This is a genomic window from Pseudoalteromonas luteoviolacea, from assembly GCF_021654285.1.
Taxonomy (GTDB): domain Bacteria; phylum Pseudomonadota; class Gammaproteobacteria; order Enterobacterales; family Alteromonadaceae; genus Pseudoalteromonas; species Pseudoalteromonas luteoviolacea_J.
Genome location: NZ_JAKFZS010000008.1, coordinates 38,183 through 61,623 on the forward strand (window position 1 = coordinate 38,183; position 23,441 = coordinate 61,623).

General features: G+C 41.4%; 6 protein-coding genes. All 6 read left to right on the forward strand.

Going from position 1 to position 23,441, the window contains the following annotated elements; genetic code table 11:
• Nucleotides 1–173: 173 nt before the first annotated feature.
• The 6 genes from L1077_RS08970 to L1077_RS08995 all read left to right on the forward strand — a co-directional run bounded on the left by L1077_RS08970 (nt 174) and on the right by L1077_RS08995 (nt 23,234).
• On the forward strand, nt 174–1,172 hold the full coding sequence (locus L1077_RS08970; protein ID WP_237136525.1) for a WD40 repeat domain-containing protein: 999 nt from the start codon (nt 174–176) through the stop codon (nt 1,170–1,172).
• Nucleotides 1,173–1,319: 147 nt separating this feature from the next.
• Nucleotides 1,320–2,309: a WD40 repeat domain-containing protein gene (locus L1077_RS08975; protein WP_237136526.1), complete on the forward strand. Its 990-nt coding sequence runs from the start codon at nt 1,320–1,322 to the stop codon at nt 2,307–2,309.
• A gap of 51 nt (nt 2,310–2,360) precedes the next feature.
• Nucleotides 2,361–3,530: an NERD domain-containing protein gene (locus tag L1077_RS08980; RefSeq protein WP_237136527.1), complete on the forward strand. Its 1,170-nt coding sequence runs from the start codon at nt 2,361–2,363 to the stop codon at nt 3,528–3,530.
• A gap of 147 nt (nt 3,531–3,677) precedes the next feature.
• Nucleotides 3,678–4,568, forward strand: coding sequence for a cation diffusion facilitator family transporter (locus L1077_RS08985; RefSeq protein WP_237136528.1), 891 nt, complete (start codon nt 3,678–3,680; stop codon nt 4,566–4,568).
• Between the two features lie 58 nt (nt 4,569–4,626).
• The gene (locus tag L1077_RS08990) at nt 4,627–7,398 is read left to right on the forward strand and encodes a response regulator (protein ID WP_237136529.1); all 2,772 of its coding nucleotides are present in this window, start codon (nt 4,627–4,629) and stop codon (nt 7,396–7,398) included.
• A gap of 806 nt (nt 7,399–8,204) precedes the next feature.
• Complete coding sequence (locus L1077_RS08995; RefSeq protein ID WP_237136530.1) at nt 8,205–23,234, forward strand: tandem-95 repeat protein; 15,030 nt, start codon at nt 8,205–8,207, stop codon at nt 23,232–23,234.
• Nucleotides 23,235–23,441: the final 207 nt, after the last annotated feature.

Here is a 23,441-nt window from a genome sequence, read left to right on the forward strand (position 1 = left end):
TTGAACTACTCACTACTACTTTTACATTATAGTACTTTCATCTTGTAATGTCGTTTAATTTTTCTAAATAAATAATATTTATGTCCGATAATATAGTAATAGGGTAAAACTTAATGTCTAGAAAGGATGTGAGCTTGGGCGAAAAAAGGAATAAGCAGTATGAGGGGGCGCCTATGTTTAAGAATATTATCAACATGTTTGTTGTCTATGCATTGATTGCTGTATTTGTAGGGTGTGACCAGGTAGATAAAAACCCACAGCAGGTTTTTTATCGAGTGAGTCAAGCGCCAATAGATCATGGCGTCTTCTCGGCTCGGGGGGAATTTCTTGCTTTTGTATCTCAAGATCAAATAATCGTTGCAGATGCCAATGACGGTGTTGTTGTGGTGCAGTTTGCACTGAGTGATACAAAAGTCACAGATATTGCTATTTCAGCAGATAACAGGTTATTGGCAGCCAGCTTTATGACGTATGTGGTCGTTTGGGATTTGGTTAAACAAGAAAAACTCGGTCAATTTACCGTTGTCGGCGAGTCAGAGTATGCGAAAACATCAAAAGTGGCCATTTATAATAACCCAATGTTTTTACTAATAGGTATGACTGACGGCAGTGTTAATATTATTGATTTTGAAAATAAGCTGGCCAAGCGCGTGAAGCACCATGATGCGAAGATCAGCTTTGTGGCACTAGGGCCACAGCGCCAACTCTTGTTAAGTGCTGGACATGATGGCTTGGTTAACATCTCTGATGCAAGAACATTGCAGCCTAAATTTGAGCATAAATTGTCAAAGCGTGTGACCAGCCTTGCTTATAACTTAGAGCAAAATTTGCTGTTTATTTCAGATGCACTGAATGAGCAATGGGTGCTTAAGCCATTTTCATCACAGGGTAATTCAATAAAGCTTTCCTACCGTGAAAGGTTTCGCTGGTTTAGGGCCTCTGCGATATCCCCAGATGGCCGGTATTTGGCTACCGGATCAAGTAAGTTTTGGTGGACATTGTGGGATGTAAAAACTGGGCAAGAAATTGACGCTTCTGCCATACAAGCGGTAACGTCAACGGCAATGGTCTTAGATATGCACATAGATAGAGCAAACAAACTTATGACTCTCAGTAGTGATGGAATTGTTGAATATTGGGAAATCAATACCTTAATTAACTCGCCTGATTGATGGCGTAAACTTTGCTTATTTTGCCTAGAATTTGCGCATCACAGGATGCTGTATCAACAATAGGTGACAATAAACTGTACAAATAAAACAAAGGCTATACTATTTGCACAGATTAATTATTGCCCTTGAATTTAGAGAACCAGAGCCATGTTGTTAAGACTAATCCCGTTGCTTTTTGTGCTGTTGTTAGTTGGGTGTGATGATCAAGTAGAGCTCAGTCAAGGAACAATCAGCCAGCTTGGAGATAAAGGGGTACTTATTGGACACTTTTCACAAGATGGCAGCAAACTAGTCACTATAGATAGTGCGAATGCGCTGACCGTATGGGACAGTCGCTCCATGGAAGCTTTGTTTACGGTGCCACAAGACAAAATGCCAGAGCTCTCTAGAGAGGTCGTCCTATCTAAAGATAACAATATGCTGATCGTCGTAGGGGATAATCAACTTAAATTTTGGTCTTTAGCAACAAAAAAACTAGTCACTAAAGTGAATTTTACCGGGGTGAGTGGGTACGCACATATCACATCAGTCGCATTATCGCCCTCGATGGACAAAATTATTGTTGCTATGTCGGACGGTACCGTCAATATGGCGCACCTACATACTCAAGTTAATAACCAATTTGCGCCGCACACCCGCCCTGTCATGCATGTGGAATGGGATGATAAAGGCGAGTTATTTATGACTGCGGCGCAAGATGGCAAATTGGCGCTTTGGCGCTTTGGGTCGCCAGACCCGGTGTTCACGAAGGAATTCAATCATAGGGTAACCAGCTTAGCTGTTAGAAAAGATTTTTCTGAATTCTTTGTATCTGACGCTTTGGATAATCAAGTAATTGCGTCTTTGATAGATGGTGCGGATAAAAGTGAACTCAAGTATATGGCTCGCTTCAAAGTATTTAGAAAAGCGTTATTTATCGATAAAAGTGGCTTGTTGGCAACGTCTTCTTCCAAATCTCAACTGACGATTTGGGATACTAAAAGCGGCAATGAGCTTGGTACATGGCAGATCGATACGGTTAATTCGGGGGCAACCATTGTTGATATGTATGCGCCAAATAAAGAAAAACTGGTGACTTTGAGTAGTGACGGCTTATTGGAAGAGTGGGCGCTAAATATGTTGGCAAACCGAAAATAGTACAGCTTTGAGGTTGGTCAGTTGAAATAGATTTAAATTAGGTACAGTTAAATGAACAGATGGATTTTGTTTTTACTCTTATTTTCACGGTGGGTGACTGGCCTGCCAGCACAGCTCGATGTCAGTCAATGTGAGCGTTACGCCACAGAACTGGCGTTGTTGCAAAGCTCAACGAAGATGTCAGATACAGAGCAGGCGCGCATTTTTCGCCTCAAAGATCGAATCGAGCAGTATTGTCAGTCTCCAACTCAAATTGTCAATGTGACTGAAAACCACATCAACCTTTCTGTATTTGGTGCGAGTCAATTTCGTGACCCTCAAGTGTATTCAAAGTGGCAAGCTTTTTATGAAAAACCGATGATCTGCCATGATGGGGAGCAAACCTTCCAAAGTGCAGTAAGGTGTGCTGAGCTAGTTGCAAAACAAAAGCAGGCTTTTGAAGCACAGTTGGCGCAGCAAAATGAGTTAAGTGAACAAGCTGAACGCGCACAGATATTAGTAAAACCGCCTGTCATCAGTGAATCTGTCGCTTCTTTGAATTCTATCGACCCTACCTCACAGGCATTTCCCAATCCGCTTAACGACGAAATTGAAGAACAGCCAGACCATTTTACCCGTTTTGGTTTTTGGTTAAGTATCGTATTGTGTGGTTATATTTTAATAGAACTCGCAAAACGGTTTATCAGTAAGGGCTATCGCACCAGCTACTCATCAAAAAAGAGAAGCTTTAAAAAGACTTATGATGTACTGAGTAGTAAGTTGGATAAAAAGAAATACATCATAGTGCACCGAAGTATGAGTCCATTGCTCGAAGAGTTAGATATTGATGCTGTGGTGCTGTCACCATTTGGTGTTTTTGTATTTATTTGCACTCAGCATGTTGGTGATATTGAAGCAAACTTACATAGTGAAATGTGGCATTCGACGAAAGAGGGAAGTGCTCAGTTTTTCTTAAATCCGCTCAACTCATCAAAAGTACGTGCAGGCAAACTCGCGGATTGTATTGGCGCTAAAAGTGGTGTGAGGCATATGGTCGCCTTTAATAATGGTTGCCGTTTTTACCCTGGACGTCCTGCTAATTGCTTTGAAAATTCGCAAGTCGCACTTGAAGTCATGCGCTATACGCAATTTTTATATAATTATGAGCAGCTTCGTTATTTTGAGCAGCGTTTGTATTCGGCGAGCCATATACTGGTTGATGGGCCGGAAGTGATTAGTTAGCTCATGCTTTTAGATGAAAGAAATAGTCTATTTATTTGCTAAATATTGTTATTTTTGATGCGTCTGAAATGAAATAGAGTTACAATTATCGGCCTTTATCATAAGGCACCCTCTAATTTATAGTTACAAAGGTTTCTCAAGTTTCGAATGACCGATCTTACAACTCATGAGGCTTCTCGGAAGCGCTTACTTATTGCGCTTGCATTAACTTGCACGTTTATGGTTATCCAACTAATTGGTGCATATTTTGCCAATTCTCTAGCCGTGCTCGCAGACGCAGGACACCTATTTGTCCACAACAGCTCATTGCTTATCGCATTAATCGCATCGAGCATTGCGGTAAAACTCGCTAAAAACTTTAATGAAGGTTACAAAAAAGCAGAATACACTGGTGGACTCATCAATGGTATTTTGTATGTTTCTATTGCTGTGATTATACTGCTTGAAGCGACTGAGCGGATCGAATTACATAGCCAAGGCCATGTTCACGAAGTGAATACATTTTTGATGTCGACCATTGCAGGAGTGGGTTTCTTGTTTCATGGTGTGGCTGCTTGGGTTTTGTATAAAGGCAGAAAAGACAGCATTAATGTTTACGCGGTATTTTTACACTCCTTTTTTGATTTATTATCAACAGTTTCAACGTTTGTCGCTGGCATACTCATCCATTTGACGGGGTTGAACATTATTGATGTGCTTTCAAGTATGTTGATTTCAAGTTTTGTGTTATTTACAGGCTTTAAGGTGATTAAGACATGCTTAACTGGACTCCTTAACAAAGAGAGTACACTGCCTAATGTAGACAAACTTGAAAAGGCGATTGTTGATACTGAACATGTTGAAAGTGTACATAATGTGACTGTATCCAACACTGACGATGCGCTGATAGTGGGAGCACATATTGTTTTAAAACATCATTGCACCATAGAAATGCATGATGATGCATGTCGTTTCCAAGTTGAAGCGCGCTTAAAGCAGCTATTTTCTGTTGAAAAATGTGTGCTGCAAATAGAAAGTCACGATTGTCCCCACCATTAAACTTGGCAAATAACCAGCTTTCCTTTATTTTTTAATAGAATATAAAGAGGAGCTGGTATTGCTAAATCAATTCGTTAAATTACCCAAAGTAATTATTGCACTTTTTTTAGGAATAGTTGGCGGTGTTGCTAACCTGCTTCCTATTTGGTTTCTAGATAGCTCAGAGTTTTTGTTTGGACAGCTGTTTGTTATCTTGTGCTTACTTGCTTTAGGCTGGCGCTATGCTGTGGTCGCTGTTGCCATCGGTGCACTTTTTTTGCTGTATCGGTGGGGACATTGCTGGGCTTCTCTTGTATTCCTGTTCGAAATAGCCTGGTTACAAATATTTTGTATTCGTGCCAACAAGCCCTTGTTCATTCGAGGACTAGGTTACTGGGTGCTATTTGGTGTGCCCATTTTGTTTATTGTCGGCAAATTTGTTTTAGGGCTAACGTTATTAGTGATTTTCACCGCACTTGCTAAGTATCTGATAAATGCTGCGGTTTACCTTGCGATTGTTGACTTAATATCGCTGTTTTTATTCAAACGTGTATGGCAAGCTAAGTCTCTCTATCAAATTCTTAACTACATGATCAGCCAGTTGATTATATTAGTGGTACTGATCACCACCATCGTGCTTACCAACAGTCATTACAAACGCATTGAGTATGAAGTCACAGCTCAACTGCAAGATGCTTCTGGCAGTGCATTAAAGCAAATTGATGATTATCTTGAGAGTTATCGGCGCGCGATTATGGTCGCGGCTCAGGATATTCAATCGGGTGTGGATAAACAGCAGGTGATCAGGCGACTGGTAGAGACTTATCCTAATTTTAGAACGGCTATTGTGGCTGATCACAGCGCGATGGTGACACACTTCTACCCTAAAGCGTTGCAAGTCAGTTTGATAGGCGAAGTCCCATCAGTTGCTGACCGTGAATACTTCCTTCAAGCGCCTTACTACCCCAATGGTTATGTATCTGGGATTTTCCAAGGTCGAGGGTTTGGCAATGACCCTGTAGTGGCTGTATCTGCTCCCTTGTACGAGGAAGGTGAGTTTCAAGGGATCGTTGAGAGTTCCCTTTATTTTGAGTCTTTTGAGCAGTTTATTCCCAGAGTGCTTGCGCAAAAAGGGCATTTACTGATTGTTGATCATGAAAACAACATTGTTTATAGCTCTTTAAAATCTGACTTTAATATTTTGGATAATATTGCAGATCAGCAGTTGCAAGAACTGACTGAGACAACAGACCAAATATTCATTAGCAACAATCGAGATGTGTATTACAAACAAAGTATGCAATCGGATATCTTCCAGTGGCGGGTAATTAGCTTAATTGAGCGCAAGCACGTGAATTTAGCCGTTGCGTCTGCTTGGATACAGTCGTTTATTTTGGCTTTATTCATCATAGCGATTAGTAGCTTTTTAGTGAATAGAATGACCCGAGTGTTCACTAAACCCATTGTAGATTTAAGTCATAGTATTAACTCATTTGATCCTAGCAAAAAAATGTCTGAAGTGAACAACAGTACCGATGGCAGTTGCTTAGAGGTCATTATTTTACAGCAGCAGTTTTCGCAGTTGGCATTTAAGTTATCGATGAGTTTTACCAAATTAAATACAGCAAACGATGAAAATGCGCAGCTCAATAGAAAACTACAAGACTTTAATAAAACTTTAGAGCTGGAAGTGCGCCAAAAAACGGAGGAGCTTATCAGCGCACTAGAAAGCGCTAACAGAGCAAGCTCGGCAAAAAGCCAATTTCTGGCCAATATGAGCCATGAAATAAGAACACCGCTCAATGGCATTATTGGCATGTCAGAGGCACTCATACAGTCAGAGCAAGATACCAAAGCAAAAGAGCAGTTAGACATTATTTATCAATCAGCTCACAAACTGTTACTGATACTGAATGACATTTTAGATTACTCGAAAATTGAAGCAGGGGCATTGCATCTCTCTAAGCAAGATACTGACATTAATAAGTTTGTTAAGGATCTTTCGGCATCGTTTGAACAGTCCATAAAAAATCCTAAAGTTGAATTTACTTATGTGATTTCGGATACAGTCCCTGACGTACTTGTCATTGATGATTTGCGTGTTGGGCAGGTTATCAATAACTTATTGAGTAATGCTGGTAAATTTACCGAGGAAGGCTTTATTCGCTTTGAGCTTAATTATCACAGCGAGCAATTAACTTGCAGTATCAAGGATACTGGTGTCGGCATTTCAGAAGCAGCACAAAAAGACTTATTTGATGAGTTTACGCAAGCTGACTTGTCTACAACACGCAAATACGGAGGAACAGGACTTGGTTTGACGATTTGTAAGCGTTTGGTCTTACTGATGGAAGGTGAGCTGACTTTTACTTCTCAAGAACAAAAGGGCAGTGAGTTTTCTGTTGTGATCCCAGCTAAACAAGGCGGTCGAATAGAGCGCTCGGTGCAAGAAAATGTGGGTATCCCCAATTTAGAAGGCATTCGACTTTTATTAGTAGAAGATAATCCGATCAACCAGATTGTCGCGATGCAAATGCTGGCTAAAACAGGTGGCGAAATCATAAAAGCACAGGATGGTGTAGAGGCACTGGAAGCGTTAAAAGCGCAAAAGTATGACATTGTGCTCATGGATTGCCAAATGCCGAATATGGACGGGTTTGAGTGTACACGCGCCATTCGATCAACGCCTGAACAATACGGCGCACCTTACATTATTGCGATTACCGCTAATGCATTCAGTGAAGACAAAGCCAAGTGCCTGCAAGTTGGCATGGATGACTTCGTTGCTAAGCCTATAGAGTCGTCTGAGCTGTATCATTGCTTGATTAAATGGCAAGCACAGGATTTATAGAATACGTTAGGATCCCTGAACTGACTTTCCAAATGTAGCATGTTTGAATAGATTACTTTTAGGCATGCTAATACTTGGTCTATTTCCAGCCTATTCCCCCTAAATATAGAGGCGCAATATTACGTTTTCTATCACTCAACTAATGCCATCTTTATTACACCCTGCTCAGTACTGCTATTTATTCTTTCATTACCATTAAAGTTAAATTTAGTTAAAAAATGGGTTTTTATTTTATATAAAGTGTTATTTTTTTCTTCTTTGTTCGGTTTTTTAGTGTTGTTCATAAGCTTTTATCTGATTTACTACTGTGTAATAAAGTGTAATAGAACTTACATATTAATATCGGTACATTGCACCAATTTTATTTCATAAATTGGCAGTAGAGTAGTTTCTTATTTGTTTCTAAAAGTGATTTTTATGTAAATTTATATGTATTCAGGTGTTTTTCATATTATTGATTTAAATGTAATTAAATTTAAAAGAGCCTCCATTTGAGTATATAATCTAGTTAACTTTATGTGCGGGTATACCATTGCTAAAAACTTTATAAAAAGAGTGATCTGATAAGTTCTATAAGCAGTATAAATCAAGTTTTGAATTTTTCTTGGTGTCTATTTATTAAATGTCTTGTTTAATAAATGTACTTCATTAAGTGTGTCGTCTTTATTTATACCGCTTCTTTAGTAATCACACTTTCTTTAACCTCATTAAAGTAAAGCGATAATTAGTGACTGGTTTTTCCGGTTTTTAATTTGCCCTACACATGTCAACAGATAATGAATTGTAATTTTAAAATAGGTAGTTTGATGTCTATTAGTAGTAAATCAATTAATAAAAAAAGTAAGCTCAGTCGGCATATTCAAGCCGCACTGTTTGGTGGCGTTGCTCTGAATGCGGGGGTTGCAAGTTTTGGGGTTAGTGCGTGTATGCCCGGGGGAGATACATCACTGTGTGACTACAGTGGACCTGTTATAGAGCTCAGCACAGACAACGATGGGAATAACTATCTGTATTTAGAGGGAGAAGGAGCAGTCGCAATTTTAAAAGAGGTGTCCGTATCCGATAAAAGTACAATAAGTAAAATCGTCGTTACACTCGATAACCCACAAGAAGGCATAAGTGAAGGGTTGTCTTTGACTGCTGCTTCGCAAAACGCACTGAATGGTGTGGACAATGCTGAAGATATTGATTTGCAGCATACGATTGAAATATCTGGTGCATGGGCTTCTACACAGCAAGTGGAGTCATTGCTTAAGTCTATAAAGTATGAGAATAAATCTTTTACACCTTTAGAAATAGATAGAAAAATAAAAGTCAAACTTTACGATAGTGCTTACCAATCAGGTGAAGCTGACGCCATTTTTGAAATAGATGACATGCTCTCTGTTGACTCACTGGTTAACATCGGGACTATTCAGGTTGAGGAAGGAGGTAAATTTGCCATTACGTCAGATTTGATTCAACCAAAAAATGGCGATATGGGCATAATTGACGATTTAGAGATAACTGTCGCTTCACAAACTCATAGAGATTTTACACAGCGTGACAGGTTCTTAAATGGTTCATTTATCGTTGATAAAAACGAAAATGATCAAGTGGTCAAGGGTTATGAGTTAATTGATGACGATTACTATGCAGTCAAGTTAACTGATGCTGACACACACAATGTGTACTTTACCCACGATGGCTCTGAGCCCATTCAGGGCCAAGCTGTGTATCTTGCACTAGGGTTGTTGACTGACAAATATCAAACAGTTCAAATGAACAGTAACCGTACTATTATTCGAGTTCCTGTTGAAGTACTAAACGTCGATGATGCGCCTGCGTTTAGCGTTCGTGAGCCTGATATTACGGATACCAAACTTTCTTTAACACCAGCCATGCAGGATGCTAATGAACTAGTCATCAAACAATCGCCTGATGGGAATATATTTGCGGCTTACTTTGTAAGTGGTGCCCGTTCAGTATACTTAGAGCAATTTGTAGATGGTCACTGGAAATATTTAACTTCCTTTAGCACCGCTGATGAGTCTGTCACACAACTTACGGATGAAACAGGCTTACAAATGGACTTTGATGATGCAGCAAGCGTACATCTGGCATTTAACTTTGATAGCTCTGTTCAAGGTGAAGAAAAATATACAGTTAAGTTGGTTAAGTATTTACCTCAAACTGCACAAGTTGCATATGAGTATGCCAACATAGAAAATCTTAACGTGAAAGATGGCGTTTTCGGTTTTACGTTAGGAAGTGATGGCATACCCTATGTGGTTACCGTTGATAATACTTCATATCCAATGCAATACACCAAGATAAACAAACTTGAACTTAATCAGGGTGTTTATATTTTGAATGAAGTGCTTAAAACCACTGAGGCCGTTTTTGCAAATAATACAGCTCAACTTTTGACTAGCTTATCTTTGGTTAAGGTGGACTCTGAGAACTTTAAGTATGCAGCAACAGGTGAAAGTCACTCCATCAGTCATTCTAACGTTCATAAAGTCTTCAAGGAAAATGGGCAATTTCTATCTGACCGTCTATTGGAAATGGGGCTAGATAAAGGTTCAATCGGGAAGCACTCTGCATATACGTTAGAGATTGCATCGCAGGAAAATTGTTCGAGCGACCCGCTAGCAACGCATGCATTAATTGAAGATAAATCTTCGAATGTCTTCAAATATCAATACAGTTACTGTCAGGAAAACGGAAGTAGGGCCTTTGCATCTAAGAATCTTTATAATGCTGTTGCCGCTTCTGCGACTTTAGCTGGTGACGCTGCTTATGTCACATATATAGGAGCGTTAAATGATCAGGGCATGTCACCAGTATATGTACTGAAATCAGAAGGGGACAGTTTTAGTCCTTTTTATGCATTTGATGTGCCCTTTAAAGTTGAAGCAGAGCCAACACTCAGTGTGTTTGATGATGGGAAGCTGACAATAATTGTTAAAGATGCACAAGATGGGGAAGCCTACTCTTATATAGTGGGAAAGCCAGCCCCAATTGATTGGAGTTCGACGCAAATTTCAGCGAATAGGCCTTCTAATATCCTTGCGAGCATACAAATCCAAGACCCTGATTCAGACCAATTATCTTTTGTTTTGAGTACAAATGATGAGAACGTACCAGGATTTTTCAGTTTGCCCGGGGGAATTGAGAGAGATCTTGTTGATGAGCTAGAAATGACAGACAAAGGTTTGTCTATGAAAGGCTCAAAAGAACAAATTAACTATCTTCTTACTAAGTTTATTTTTACCCCAAATGCGGATTATCAAGGTACGCCTCAATACACTTATACTGCTCAGGGCCTGCCAGACGGTGAGGCAACATCCGGCACGCTTGATTTAAATATTACCTCAGCAACAGACCTAGAGTCTTTATTCACCTCACCACCACTCAATATCATCGAAGGTGAGACGTCGCGTATTACGACGGATTTATTTGAGTATGAAGCAGGCAATGAAGGTGTCGTTAATGATGTGCGCTTTACCCTGGATAAAGACACTTTAGGTCCTTTAGTTGTCTATTACGACGTAGATATGAATGGAGAGTTATCGGAAGACGAAAAGTTAACAGAGGAGCTTATAAGTCAAGCTTGGTCGTATGAAGACATTAAAAGTAATCGTTATTACTTTGTTCATGATGGGTCTGAGTCGTTACTAGATTTATCTGTGACGATCAATATGTCATTGGTTGAAGGCTCCGGCTTCAGTGAGTCACATAGGCCAACTGGCACCTTGAAGCTGCCTGTGAAAGTCGAGCTTGTCGATGATGCACCGGTGATTGGCCAAAAAGAGCAACTTAGTGCAACAGAAATCCCTCTATCATATGATATGGAACTTGCTGCTGATCTTGTTATCGATAAATCGCAAGATGGGACTGCCTTTGCTGCTTTTTTTAACGCTTGGGAACAAAAGGTATATTTACAGCAGTTTGTAGACGGAGATTGGCAGCAAAGAGCAACATTTAATACCTTGCCGAGTTCAGCGTATGAAGGTGACATGCTGCTGGGCTCAGTCACCGAGGGTGATAAAGTTGCTGATACGTCTTTGCAAATGCTCTTCGATGAGACTGGTGCAATGCATCTGGCTTTTATCAGTAAAAGCTCTGACACTGATACTGTTAGTATGAGCGAAACGGTGACCCTTATTAAATACGCCCCTGAGCGTAATGAAGTTGTTTATAATCTTGCTGATGCTGAAACGTTAAAAACGCATAATGAGGCTTTTGCCTTAGCACTAGATGCTCAGGGTATACCTTATGTCATGGCTATGACGTCAAAGGACATAGATGAATCAAAACGTTATGTTACTTTTGTTAAGGTAAATGAGCAAAGTGGAAATTACTCTTTGAGGGAGATATATTCTTCAGATGAAAACTTGTTTTACGGCATTTCCGGTAAGGTAAATAATTCTTCAATACAGAAAAGTAAATTTTCGTTAGCTGTAGCTAATAGTACAGGATTACACTTTTACGCATATGGTGAGGGTGACGACTCTACAGTTCACGTTTTGATTGGCAGACTAGTTGAACAAAATGGTGTCTTTTCTATAGGGCCAACTCAATTCGACCGCGCAGAATATTATTACCCACAGGGTACAAATATAACAGGACAAGTTGCAACGCTAGGAAGCACTGAAGAACAGACTGGTATTCACGCGTTCCTTGCAGTTGGTTTTGAAACTCAATTTAATGACGTTAAATATGCTTCAATTTTTCCGTCTCCAATTGACATTAACTTAGAGTTTGAACCACTTGAACCGATTATGAGCAAGGTATTGCTTAATAACGAAACTGCTTATATTGTCGAGGTAGTTGACTCTTCTAATGGTTCAAAAATCAAAATTAAACATGTGGCGGAAGAGCAATGGCAACCTTATTTTGAGTTTGAAGTACCATACCAAATAGACAGCGCACCTGAACTGAAGTTTTCTGACAGTAACGAACTGCTTATTACTTTGAAAAACTCTCGAGATATTGTTTCATATCTGTATTCAGTTGGTATTAAAACTGCCATTGATTGGAGTGCTTCAGAGATAAGCGCCAACACACCGTCGAATATTCTTGCTGGCTTACAAATTCAAGATCCAGACTCTGAAGAAGCGGTATTTACCCTAACCACTGACGACGCAAATCTACCGGGCACGTTTAGTTTACCTACTGATTTTGATAAAGGTGCGGCCATTGTTGAATTTACTCAAAATGGTAAAGGGATCAGGCTCAGCGGTCCGATTGAAGATATTAATCGTGTACTTGCGGCGCTGATATTCACGCCTAGCAGTCAATATGAAGGCACACCTAAATACACGTACACAGTGCAAGGCTCGTCAGGTGACACTGAGACCAACGGCGAATTTGACTTAAATATTATTTCGTATACTGACCTAGAGTCACTGTTTTCGTTATCAACGCTGAATGTAATTGAAGGCGACAAAGCATTACTAGACCCGACACTAGTTCAGTTTACAGATCCTAATGCGCCTGTTTTAGACGACTTAACGTTTTCATTTAATGCGCAATCTGTCCACTCTGGTGATATTTACCTTGATGCCAATGGAGATGGAAAGTTAAGTGACAGTGAGAGGTTAACTGAGCAGCAGCTGGCTACACAACGCGTTATCAATGATATTGCCACCAAGAAATTCTATTTTGTACATGATGGTTCTGAATCTCTGATTGATTTTTCAATCTTGGTTGACGTGAGCTTGCGAGAAGGCTCAGTACATAGCCAGCGATACTCAAGCTCTGCGACGTTCACTTTGCCGGTAAAAGTCGAACTTGTGGATGACAAAATTGAGTTTGGTGCGCAAGGCAGTAATATTACGACCTCAGAGATCCCACTGACAGACGAGATGCTAAACGCTGATCAGCTATTGATTAAGACAAGTCCATCTGGTGAGGTACATGTTATATATACTGAAGGTGTACAAACCGCCACAAAGCTATCCTGGCGTAAGCTTATTGATGGTGAGTGGCAGAATGTAGCTGATGATCAATTTCTTGGTAAGTCTTCGGGAGAATTCCAATCAATATCTCCACAATTGCAATTTTCAGATGATGGCAGTGCATACCTAGTACACATACAGCATCATTCAAGCGATGAAAAGAGCTTGTCGATGATCCATTATGATGCTAAGTCAGGCACTTCAAAGACATATCCGCTCTCCGTAGGTGCTGGTGAAGGCGTGCAGCAGGGTGATCTTCTTGCAAGTCAAACATATGCCCTGACATTAGATGAAAATGGCACTCCGTACGTGATGTTCCACCGAGACAATCTCGAGTGGAGTAATCATGTTATTTATAAGTTCCAACAAAATGGTGATGAATTAGGCTGGGCTGAGTATCGTGATATTGAAGGTGACCTTCATTATATTTATGAGCCGGTAAATTCTATAGATACTTATTATTTACCGATACAAAGTCTCTCACTTGTGATTGATGCCCAGAGTGATGTTGCTTATTATGCAGCTAACATGTCCGGAGATAAATATTATACGGATCAAGCTTTGACACAAGGCGAAGCAAACTCGCTTCAGTGGAATAGAGCGATTGTTTTTAAAGATAATGGCGTTAGCTTAAATACCTTTAATGAGTTAGGAACATCTACTTGGAATGTCGGGCAAAATATGTCTGACTCTATTACTTCTATCCATGTTGAGCAAAAGAAAGACGCTTTAGGTAACATTGTTGGTCTGCATTCTGTTGTGGATACAGTTAGTACGGGTAACGAGAATACACGTACTGTAGGTTACAATTATCAGCCTGCTGATGGTTCAGATCCGATAAAACTTGATCCTATCACCCTTTCTCGAGATACCAGTAACTTTGTTTTAGGTAAAGAAACGCCATATATTGTTGAGGTAACCCCGACTGATAATGGTGGCTCAAAGGTAGTTATTCAGCACGTGGTTGACGGCCAGTGGGAAGTATATCAGCAATATGAAGTCCCATTCGCAGTCAATAAAACACCTGAACTAGAAATATCAGGCACTAACCAGTTAATTGTAAGCGTTGAAGGTGATAATGCGGGTGAAACTCATGTCGCTATCACAAAAGACGAGCCAACAAATTGGGCGGTGACGCCGATTAATGCGACCAAACCTGCACAGTTTTTTAAAGACTTTGCCCTAAAAGACGACGATGCAGATGAAGTTACCTTTAGTGTAAATACAAATGTAGACGGCTTACCAGGTGTGTTTAGCCTACCAGAAGATTTTGACCCTGGCACTGCAAGCATTGACTTTGGCGACCCTGACAGTGCTGAATACGGTAAAGAAGTTACCATCACGGGTACTGTTGAAGATGTAAATCGCTTAATTGCCGCGCTGACCTTTACACCAAAAGATGGCTATGAAGGCAAGCCTCAATATAGCTACTCTTTACAAAGTAACACCGATGATGAGCCGCTTACGAGCAACTTTGATTTAAATATCACGGACGTCAATACTGCGCCAACGCGTGTGGTTAATAAGCCGATATATGTTTTGCCTGAGCGCGAAGGCCATACACAGATCACAATAGAACGCCTCAAAGCGACTGATCCAGATGACAACGATGCGGGTATTTTTTACGAAATTGTAGAGTTGCCTGAAAGTGGCTTATTGCGCCTTACTCACTCAGATGGCGGTTCAGGTTTAGTGGAAACTGAGTTACAAGTAGGTGGCAGTTTTAGCCAGCTTGACCTGATGGACAACGAGGCGGGTAGTAAACTTGAGTATATTGTCGAAAATGGCATTAGAGCAGGGGCGTTTAAACTACAGCTGATCGATGGTGGTGAGGATGGTGTTCAACCAAGTGAACCGTTCATTGTATCCTTGGTGGATACCAAGCCAACTGTGTCATTGAGCCAAACAGACATCAATCTTTCTGCATTACTGTATGAAAATGCCTTTACCACTATTGAGGCCCTTGAGTTTGATGAACAAAGCGTTACTTTTGAACTATATGAGGTGATTGATGGCATATGTAAGACAGATGTATTCGCTGGTATTTACCTTGATGGTAATGCACTGAAAGCTGATGACTTGTTTAATGCCGGTGCCCTTGAAATCTGTGTTGTAGCCAAAGACGATATCTGGGAAGTGAAGCAAGTCTTTACCCTTAACCTTGAAGATAACTTGCCTGTAGAGGCACCTTCGATGCCGGATTTAAGTTCAACTTGGGATAAAGGCGTCAGTGATTATGACAATATTACTAATAGTCATTTCCTTCAATTCACAGGCAGTGCAGAGCCAAATACTCGTGTCACTCTAATAAGTGATATAGACGGTGAATTAGGCAGCATTTATGTAGGTGCGGATGGTAAATGGGTTATTGCAACAAATGCAGTAGAAACAAATGGCTCTCATGAGATCACGGCTGTGGCTAAAAAAGGAAATATCACCAGTCTTGCTTCTGTGCCGTTAGTACTTATTTTTGATAACATCGTTCCGCCATATTCGGACGGCAATTTTACACAGATGTCAAAAGGCAGCCAGTCTCTTGCCAATACAAATCATGTTTCTCGAGTCAGCAAACCAACTTATATAGGGGTAGCACAAGGATTCGATTTTGTAAGTGTATACATAACTGCAGAAGACGGCTCTGCTAAATCATTTAATGAAATTAGTGTTAGTGAAAACGGTTCGTGGACATTTACGTGCCCTGAAGAATTACCAGATGGAAGCTATACAATCACTTTCAACGGACTTGATCATGCAGGTAACCAAACCTCATTATCGAGTAGGGTGCTTTATGTTGACACTGATGCGAATGACACGCCTACGATATTCAATTGGCTAGGTGAAGACGGTTATATCAACGCGAGTGAGCTGAATACATATCAAATATCAGGGTCAAGTACGCATACCTTTAGCTCAGAAGATAGTTTACTTGCAACTGTGCAAATTGGGCAGAAAAGTATCGAACAGTCAGGCATGTTTAATAATCCAACCTGGTCAATTGGCCAATTTGGAATAAATAGTGCTCAATTTACAAACGAGACAGAGTTTAAGCTGACGTTACAAGCTGCGGATATACATGGTAATACATCTGAGCCTGTAGTGCGCATTGCTAAACTAGATGTTGTGAGCCCGTCTGTTGTAATTGAGGCACCTCAGTCGTTGGCAGGTGTCAATGAGCCTGTTAGATTGTTGTTCTCATTTAGTGAGCCTGTTGCGTCATTTACACGCGATATGATCAGCTTACAAGACAATAAAGGGACATTGGGGCCTGTTGTTAAGCACAGTAGCACCAGCTACTCTGCGATATATACCCCAGCAGCTGGGCATACTGGCCAAGAAGAATTCAAGATTAGTGCTGGTCATTATTTTGATATTGCTGGCAACCAAGGCCAATCAGCATCATTTAAACTCGACATTGATACTACCGCGCCAAGCATGCAATCTGTGAATTTAAGCAGTGGCACTTATAATATTCAAAACCAAGCGCAAGCGAGTTTTAGCTTTGTGGGTGCAGAAGTCGGCGCGACTTATCGCTACACGTTAATTAGCTCAGGTGGCGGCACAATCTCTGAGTCAGGCACCATTGAGCAAGCAAATCAAAAAGTGACATTTACAGACTTTGCCAGCTTAAAAGATGGTGATTTAACACTGAATGTTACTTTGACCGATATTGCTGGTAATACATCAGTTGCGTCAAATGCAGCAACGCTAGACACAGTATCGCCAGAAATACTGAGCTTAACGTCTAATGATATGGCACTGAAGCAAGGTGACGAAGCGCTTATTACAGTCACGCTAAGTGAAGCGGTCGAAGCATTATCTAAGTCACAATTTGGTGTAACGAACGGTAAATTGTCTGATTTTAAAGCCCTAAGCTCAACCACTTATCAGGTTAAACTGACTCCAAGTGAGAATGTAGATGGTGAAGTACAACTATTTATCACCGCAGGCAGCATAAAAGACGCTGCGGGTAATACCAACTCAGAAGCTAAGTCACTGTCTATTTCGACTGATACAAGCGTACCGACAGGTCAAAGCGTTACTATTGATCAAGCAGAGATCAATGAAGACAATGACACGGCCTTGAGCTTTACTTTAAGAGGCTTGGAAGGCTCTGGCTTGATCACTTATCACATTAGCGACGGCAGTAATTCAATAGGCAGTACTTCGCCAATTGCAATTACTGGTACAACGCAGGTGATTTCGGGTATTGATGTATCTAGCTTGGCTGAAGGCAAGTTGTTCTTAAATGTTGTTGTTTTAGATGATGCATACAATGCCGCAGAGGCCATTACTGCAAGCGTTATCAAAGCATATAACGTTGCGCCAACATTAACAGGCACGCCAGCATCGACAATTAATGAAGATTCAGAGTTTGTGTTTGAACCACTTCTTAATGACCCAGATACAGACAATGAGCATGTATTTACCATTAACCAAACCCTACCGTGGGCAACATTTGATGCTCAAACAGGTAAATTGAGTGGTAAGCCAACAGATGAGCATGTCGGTACATACGATAACATTCAAATCACAGTGAATGATGGCCGCGAAACGTTTACGTTGCCTGCATTTAGCGTTGAAGTTGTTAACACTAACGATGCGCCAGTGGCACAGAACTTGGCATTCGACCTAAATGAAGCAGAACAACTCATTGTTGCTAAAGCGCAAGGTTTGATTGATACCGCTACGGATGACGATATTGATAGTGGCGATGTGTTAAAAGCCATTATTGTCAATGAGCCGCAGTTTGGTGCGCTTGTACTGAATGACGATGGTAGCTTTACGTACAGTCATGATGGTAGTGAAAACCATAGCGATAGCTTTGCTTATCAAATTGAAGATGCTAGTGGAGCACGCTCTGAATTGCGCACTGTGTCTTTAAATATGAACGCGCAAGCTGATGCGCCGGTAGCAGTGGATGACTTTGCTCAAACACTTGAAGACACACAAATCATAGTCAAGTTATTAACTAATGACAGTGATGCTGAAAATGACATGGTTGCTTCGTCTGCGGCGGTTGTTGTTGAGCCTAAGCTGGGTAGTTATAGCATTGAAAATGGCATTGTTACTTATACGCCAAACCTCAATGCCACAGGTCAAGATAGCTTAACTTACACGGTGAAGGACTTAGCGGGTAACACATCTACACAAGCCACGCTGATCATAGATATTACGCCTGTAAACGATAAACCAGTTGCCAAAGCATTTGATTTATTGGTTACAGAAGATACGGCGAGTGACAGTATAGACCTTCGTAGCAAGTCTGAAGACGTTGAAGACACTAACCCAACAGGTGCTATTGCATTAACTGCTACCCCGACGAAAGGTTTTGTCACCCTAGACCAACAGACTGGAAGCTTAGTCTACACACCAAATGCAGATGCCATCGGCAGCGATTCATTTAGCTATACAATAGCGGATAGTGATGGCCTGATCTCAGAGCCTGCAAACGTGACTGTGAATATTGGTGCAGTGAACGATCGTCCTGTCGTGGGTAACGATACTTTGGCCATGACAGAGGATGAAGTGGCGACGCTTAATATTCTTGCTAATGACTCTGATGTTGAAGATCAAGGTTTTAACGCTGCAAATGTCATGCTAGAGGATAAAGGCACGGGCGCAGGTGTATACGATATGGCTGATGTTGCAGTACTTGCGGATGGCACATTAGAGTTAACACCAAAGCAAGATGCCAATGGTCGCTTTAGCTTTACTTATACATTGGTAGACAGCGAACAGTTGAGTTCTGAGTCGGCAACAGTGACAGTTGATATTACGCCTGTTAATGACGCACCAGTTGCGCTAAATAATACGGCTGAGTTGTTTGAAGAAGGCTCACATGAAGTTAATGTATTAGGTAACGACAGTGATGTTGATAAAGGCGATACCTTAGATCTGTCAAGTGTTAGCGTTGTTAAGCAACCTCTAAATGGTCAAGTGAGTGTGACAGGTACGGGCGCCATTGTGTATGTACCAAATACCAACTTTAATGGTGATGATGCATTTACCTATACAGTAAGAGATGCGGCAGGTGCACTTTCTAATGAAGCAACTGTCACGATGACAGTGAAGCCGCTGAATGATGCACCAGTTGCACAAAGTCAAAGCGTGTCTTTAGCAGAAGATGGGTCATTATTGATCACACTTGCTGCCACTGATATTGATGGTGATGAACTGAGCTATCAAATTGTTAGCAGTACCGTATCTGGTTCATTGACACAACAAAGTGTAAATACATGGACTTATGCGCCAAATGCGAACTTCAATGGCCAAGATAGTCTGCAGTTTATTGCCTTTGATGGTCAAGTTGAGTCGGAGCCAGCGCAGGTTACTATAGCGGTAGATGCAGCGAACGATGTCCCTGAAATATCGGGAGCCCCAGCTACTAGTGTTGATCAAGACGTTGCTTATTCATTTACACCACAAGCAACCGATTTAGATGAAGACTCGCTTACTTTCCGTGTGTCTAATCTGCCTGTTTGGGCAAGCTTTGACGTGCAATCAGGTACTCTCAGTGGTACACCGGGCCGAGATGATGTGGGCTCGTATAGAGATATTGTGATCACAGTATCAGACGGAGAGTTGACAGCTTCTCTAAGCCCATTTGCCATTGAAGTTGGCTATGTAAACGCGAAGCCTATTGCACAGGGTATGGATGTCTTTGTAAATGAAGACTCTTCGGTCAGCTTCAGTGCCCCGGTATCAGATGCAGATCAAGATAGCTTAAGTATTAGTATTACTGAGCAGCCTAGTTTCGGGTCGTTAACCGTTCAAGGGCAGTTATTTACTTATATTCCGGGTGTAAACTTTAATGGTTCTGATGGCTTTAGCTATGTCGTAAATGACGGTGCTGAAGACTCGGTCGCTGCACAAGTGGCTATCTCGGTTAATCCACTTAATGATGCGCCAGTTGCACAAAATGACGCGTTTACATTTAACACAGTATCATCTTCATACACGCTAGATGTACTGACAAATGACACAGATGTTGATGCAGGCGATGTACTGAGCTTAGTTGGTGCAAGTGCATCAATTGGTAGTGTGACGATTGAAAATGGCCAATTGGTTTATCAACCTCAGGCCACAGTTCAAGATACAGCCGTGATCACTTATATGATTGCTGATCCGCAAGGTGAACAGTCAAGCGCAACTGCAACGGTAGATATTGTTAATAATGCTGCTGGTTCTGTAGGCCAATTAACCTTGACTACGCCGCAGGACAAGGCCGTTGATGCAACAGGGTTATTTACTAAGGTTGACTTAGGTAGTGCGACAGCAACAGATGGCAATGGCAATCCTATTGCGGTTTCGCTGGTGGACGGCATAACTGTATTTGCACCAGGTTTACACCATGTTTATTGGAAAGCCACTGACAGTAATGCACAGTCAATCGTTAAAAAGCAAACTCTAACAGTTAATCCGCTTATTTCTTTGAGCAAAGACAGCCAAATTGCTGAAGAGCACACACATACGGTTAAGGTATTCTTGAATGGTGAAGCCCCTTCTTATCCGGTGACTGTACCTTATACCATTTCAGGTACGGCTGATGGCAACGACCATGATTTAATTGATGGTGAAGTCATTATTAACGAGGGCAATGAAGGAGTAATTCGCTTTAATGTGTTTGGTGATGGTGTAGTAGAGGGTAATGAAACCATAGTGATTACCCTTGCTGATACACTAAACCGAGGTGCAAAATTTGCCAGTACGGTGACGATTGTTGAAGAGAATGTTGCACCAGCATTGGCGTTTGAAACAGTACAAAGTGGCGAGTCTCGCTCTTTGGTTGTTCAAAGTGGTGGCTTAGTGCAAGTCAAAGCAAGTGCGACTGATGCAAACCCGCTAGATACAGTGACATTTAGCTGGGTGGCGGAAGATCAGCAGCTTGGCAATTTGAGTACGGCGGCAGATGTGTTTGAGCTTGATCCTAAGGGGTTAAATGCGGGCATTTATAAGTTAAGCGTCACAGCAAGTGATGATGGAGTGCCAAGTTTATCTTCGACTGTAGATGTGTATCTTGAAGTGGTTGAAAGCTTGCCTGAGTTAGGTATTGAAGACAGTGATGGTGACTTGATCCCTGACTCGCAAGAGGGTTTTGCTGACACTGATAACGATGGTATTCCTGATTATTTAGATGCGAACAGTGACTGTAATGTTATTCCTGGACAAATCAAAGATCCAAATCAATTCCTCGTTGAGGGTGAGCCGGGTGTCTGCTTGCGTAAAGGGGTAACGGTTGCTCAAAATAGTACAGGTGGCGCACAACTTTTAGAAAGTGAACTACCTGCTGATGCTGAAGCAACAAACATTGGCGGCCTATTTGACTTTATTGCGACTGGTTTGCCAAAAGAGGGAGACGTTTATGGGATTGTAATCCCGCAGCGTAAACCAATCCCTGTGAATGCGATTTATCGTAAATATCGCAATGGCGAGTGGATAAACTTTGCAGTTACTGATCAAGATAAAATCTTATCAGCGGCAGGAGAGCCAGGCTACTGTCCACCTCCAGGTAGCAGTGAGTGGCGAGATGGTCTAAATGAAGGCGATTGGTGTGTTCAGTTGAAGATTGTCGATGGCGGCCCGAATGATGACGATGGTATTGCCAACCGTAGCATTGTGGACCCAGGCGGTATTGCTGTTCTAGCGAGCGACAATACACTACCTCTAGCGCAAGCTGATTCACTGACAATTGGAGTGTCTGAATCTGTCTTTATCGATGTATTGAGTAACGACACTGATGCAGACGGCGATGTACTGACAATTACTGGTGTAAGTGTTGATTTTGGTGAGGTTGAAGTTATCGATAACCAGCTAAAATATACACCGCCAATGAACTTTGTAGGTACAGCTAGCATTACATATAGTATTGCGGATGGAAAAGGCGGCACGGCAAGTAGCACAGTAACCGTAGAATTGGTTGTTAACAATGCGCCAGTAACTACGCCTGATTCAGCAAACACAACGGATAAATCTAGCCTTATCATCGATGTTTTATCAAATGATACGGATCCAGATGGAGATGTGTTGACATTAGTCAGTGCACAAGCAAACCAGGGTAAAGCCACTGTCAATAGTGACGGTACGCTCAGTTATGAGCCACAACTAGGGTTTACAGGTGAAGATGTGGTGACATACGTGGTGAAAGACAGTAAAGGCGCTACAAGCGAAGGGATTGTTAAAGTGTCGGTAACGGCGCACCAGAGTGTATCGGCGCAGAATACATCATCTGGTAGCTTAGGCGGTTTGTTAGTTGTGATGATTTCGGCTCTGGTTATACGTCGTCGCTCAAGCAAGTTGCCTGCTTATGCGCTTATCACAACGGCATGTGTTATGAGCTCGAGTGCAGCTGCACAGCAATGGCGTGTTCAAGGCACACTAGGACAAGCTGAAGTCAGTGCTGATTTCAGTGCGTTACCTACAAGCACACAAATCACTAATATCGATAACAGCAGTCAATCGCTCTCAGTAGGCGCGTTTTTCCAACTTATGCCAAGCTGGAATATTGGTATGCGTTACATCGATTTAGGGCAGGGCAGAGTCAACTTCAGTGATAGCACAGTGAACCCAGATAGCTGGCAAAAAACGGTTTCTCGTGTTGCACCTGTGCTACCTGAGGGCTTTGCTTTGCAAACTGGCTTAGAGGTATTTAAGCATAACAAGTTGCACGCAGAGCTGTTCTTAGGCGCTTATGGGTGGGATTACAGTATTGAAAGTAAAACCAATACTCGTAGTTACACCGAATATAAGCAAAAAGGCACCAGTGCTTATATTGGCAGTGCAATTGGCTATGAACTCACGGATAACGTGTCTGCGGTGTTAACTTATAGTTATTACCGCTTAAGCGCGAACCGTATTTCAGAGGTTGCTGCTGGCGTTGAAGTGCGCTTTTAAATCACTTGTAAACGAAAAGCCTGCTTAATAGCAGGCTTTTTTTTGCGTGCTTTTTGCCAAAGTGAATGGAAACTGAGGCTTTTTGGATATTCAATTTGTTGAGAAAGCCGTAATTTAAGCATTAAAAAAGTAACTTTATCTAAGTGGTGAAAGAATAAATATGGTATTTTCTGTTCTAAATTTAGGCGGTAATGCCAATGATGCATA

Excerpts from the sequence above, each read along its gene's own strand:
- L1077_RS08980 (WP_237136527.1), top strand. The coding sequence starts at position 2,361 with ATGAACAGATGGATTTTGTTTTTACTCTTATTTTCACGGTGGGTGACT.
- L1077_RS08995 (WP_237136530.1), top strand. The coding sequence starts at position 8,205 with ATGTCTATTAGTAGTAAATCAATTAATAAAAAAAGTAAGCTCAGTCGG.
- L1077_RS08985 (WP_237136528.1), top strand. The coding sequence starts at position 3,678 with ATGACCGATCTTACAACTCATGAGGCTTCTCGGAAGCGCTTACTTATT.
- L1077_RS08970 (WP_237136525.1), top strand. The coding sequence starts at position 174 with ATGTTTAAGAATATTATCAACATGTTTGTTGTCTATGCATTGATTGCT.
- L1077_RS08975 (WP_237136526.1), top strand. The coding sequence starts at position 1,320 with ATGTTGTTAAGACTAATCCCGTTGCTTTTTGTGCTGTTGTTAGTTGGG.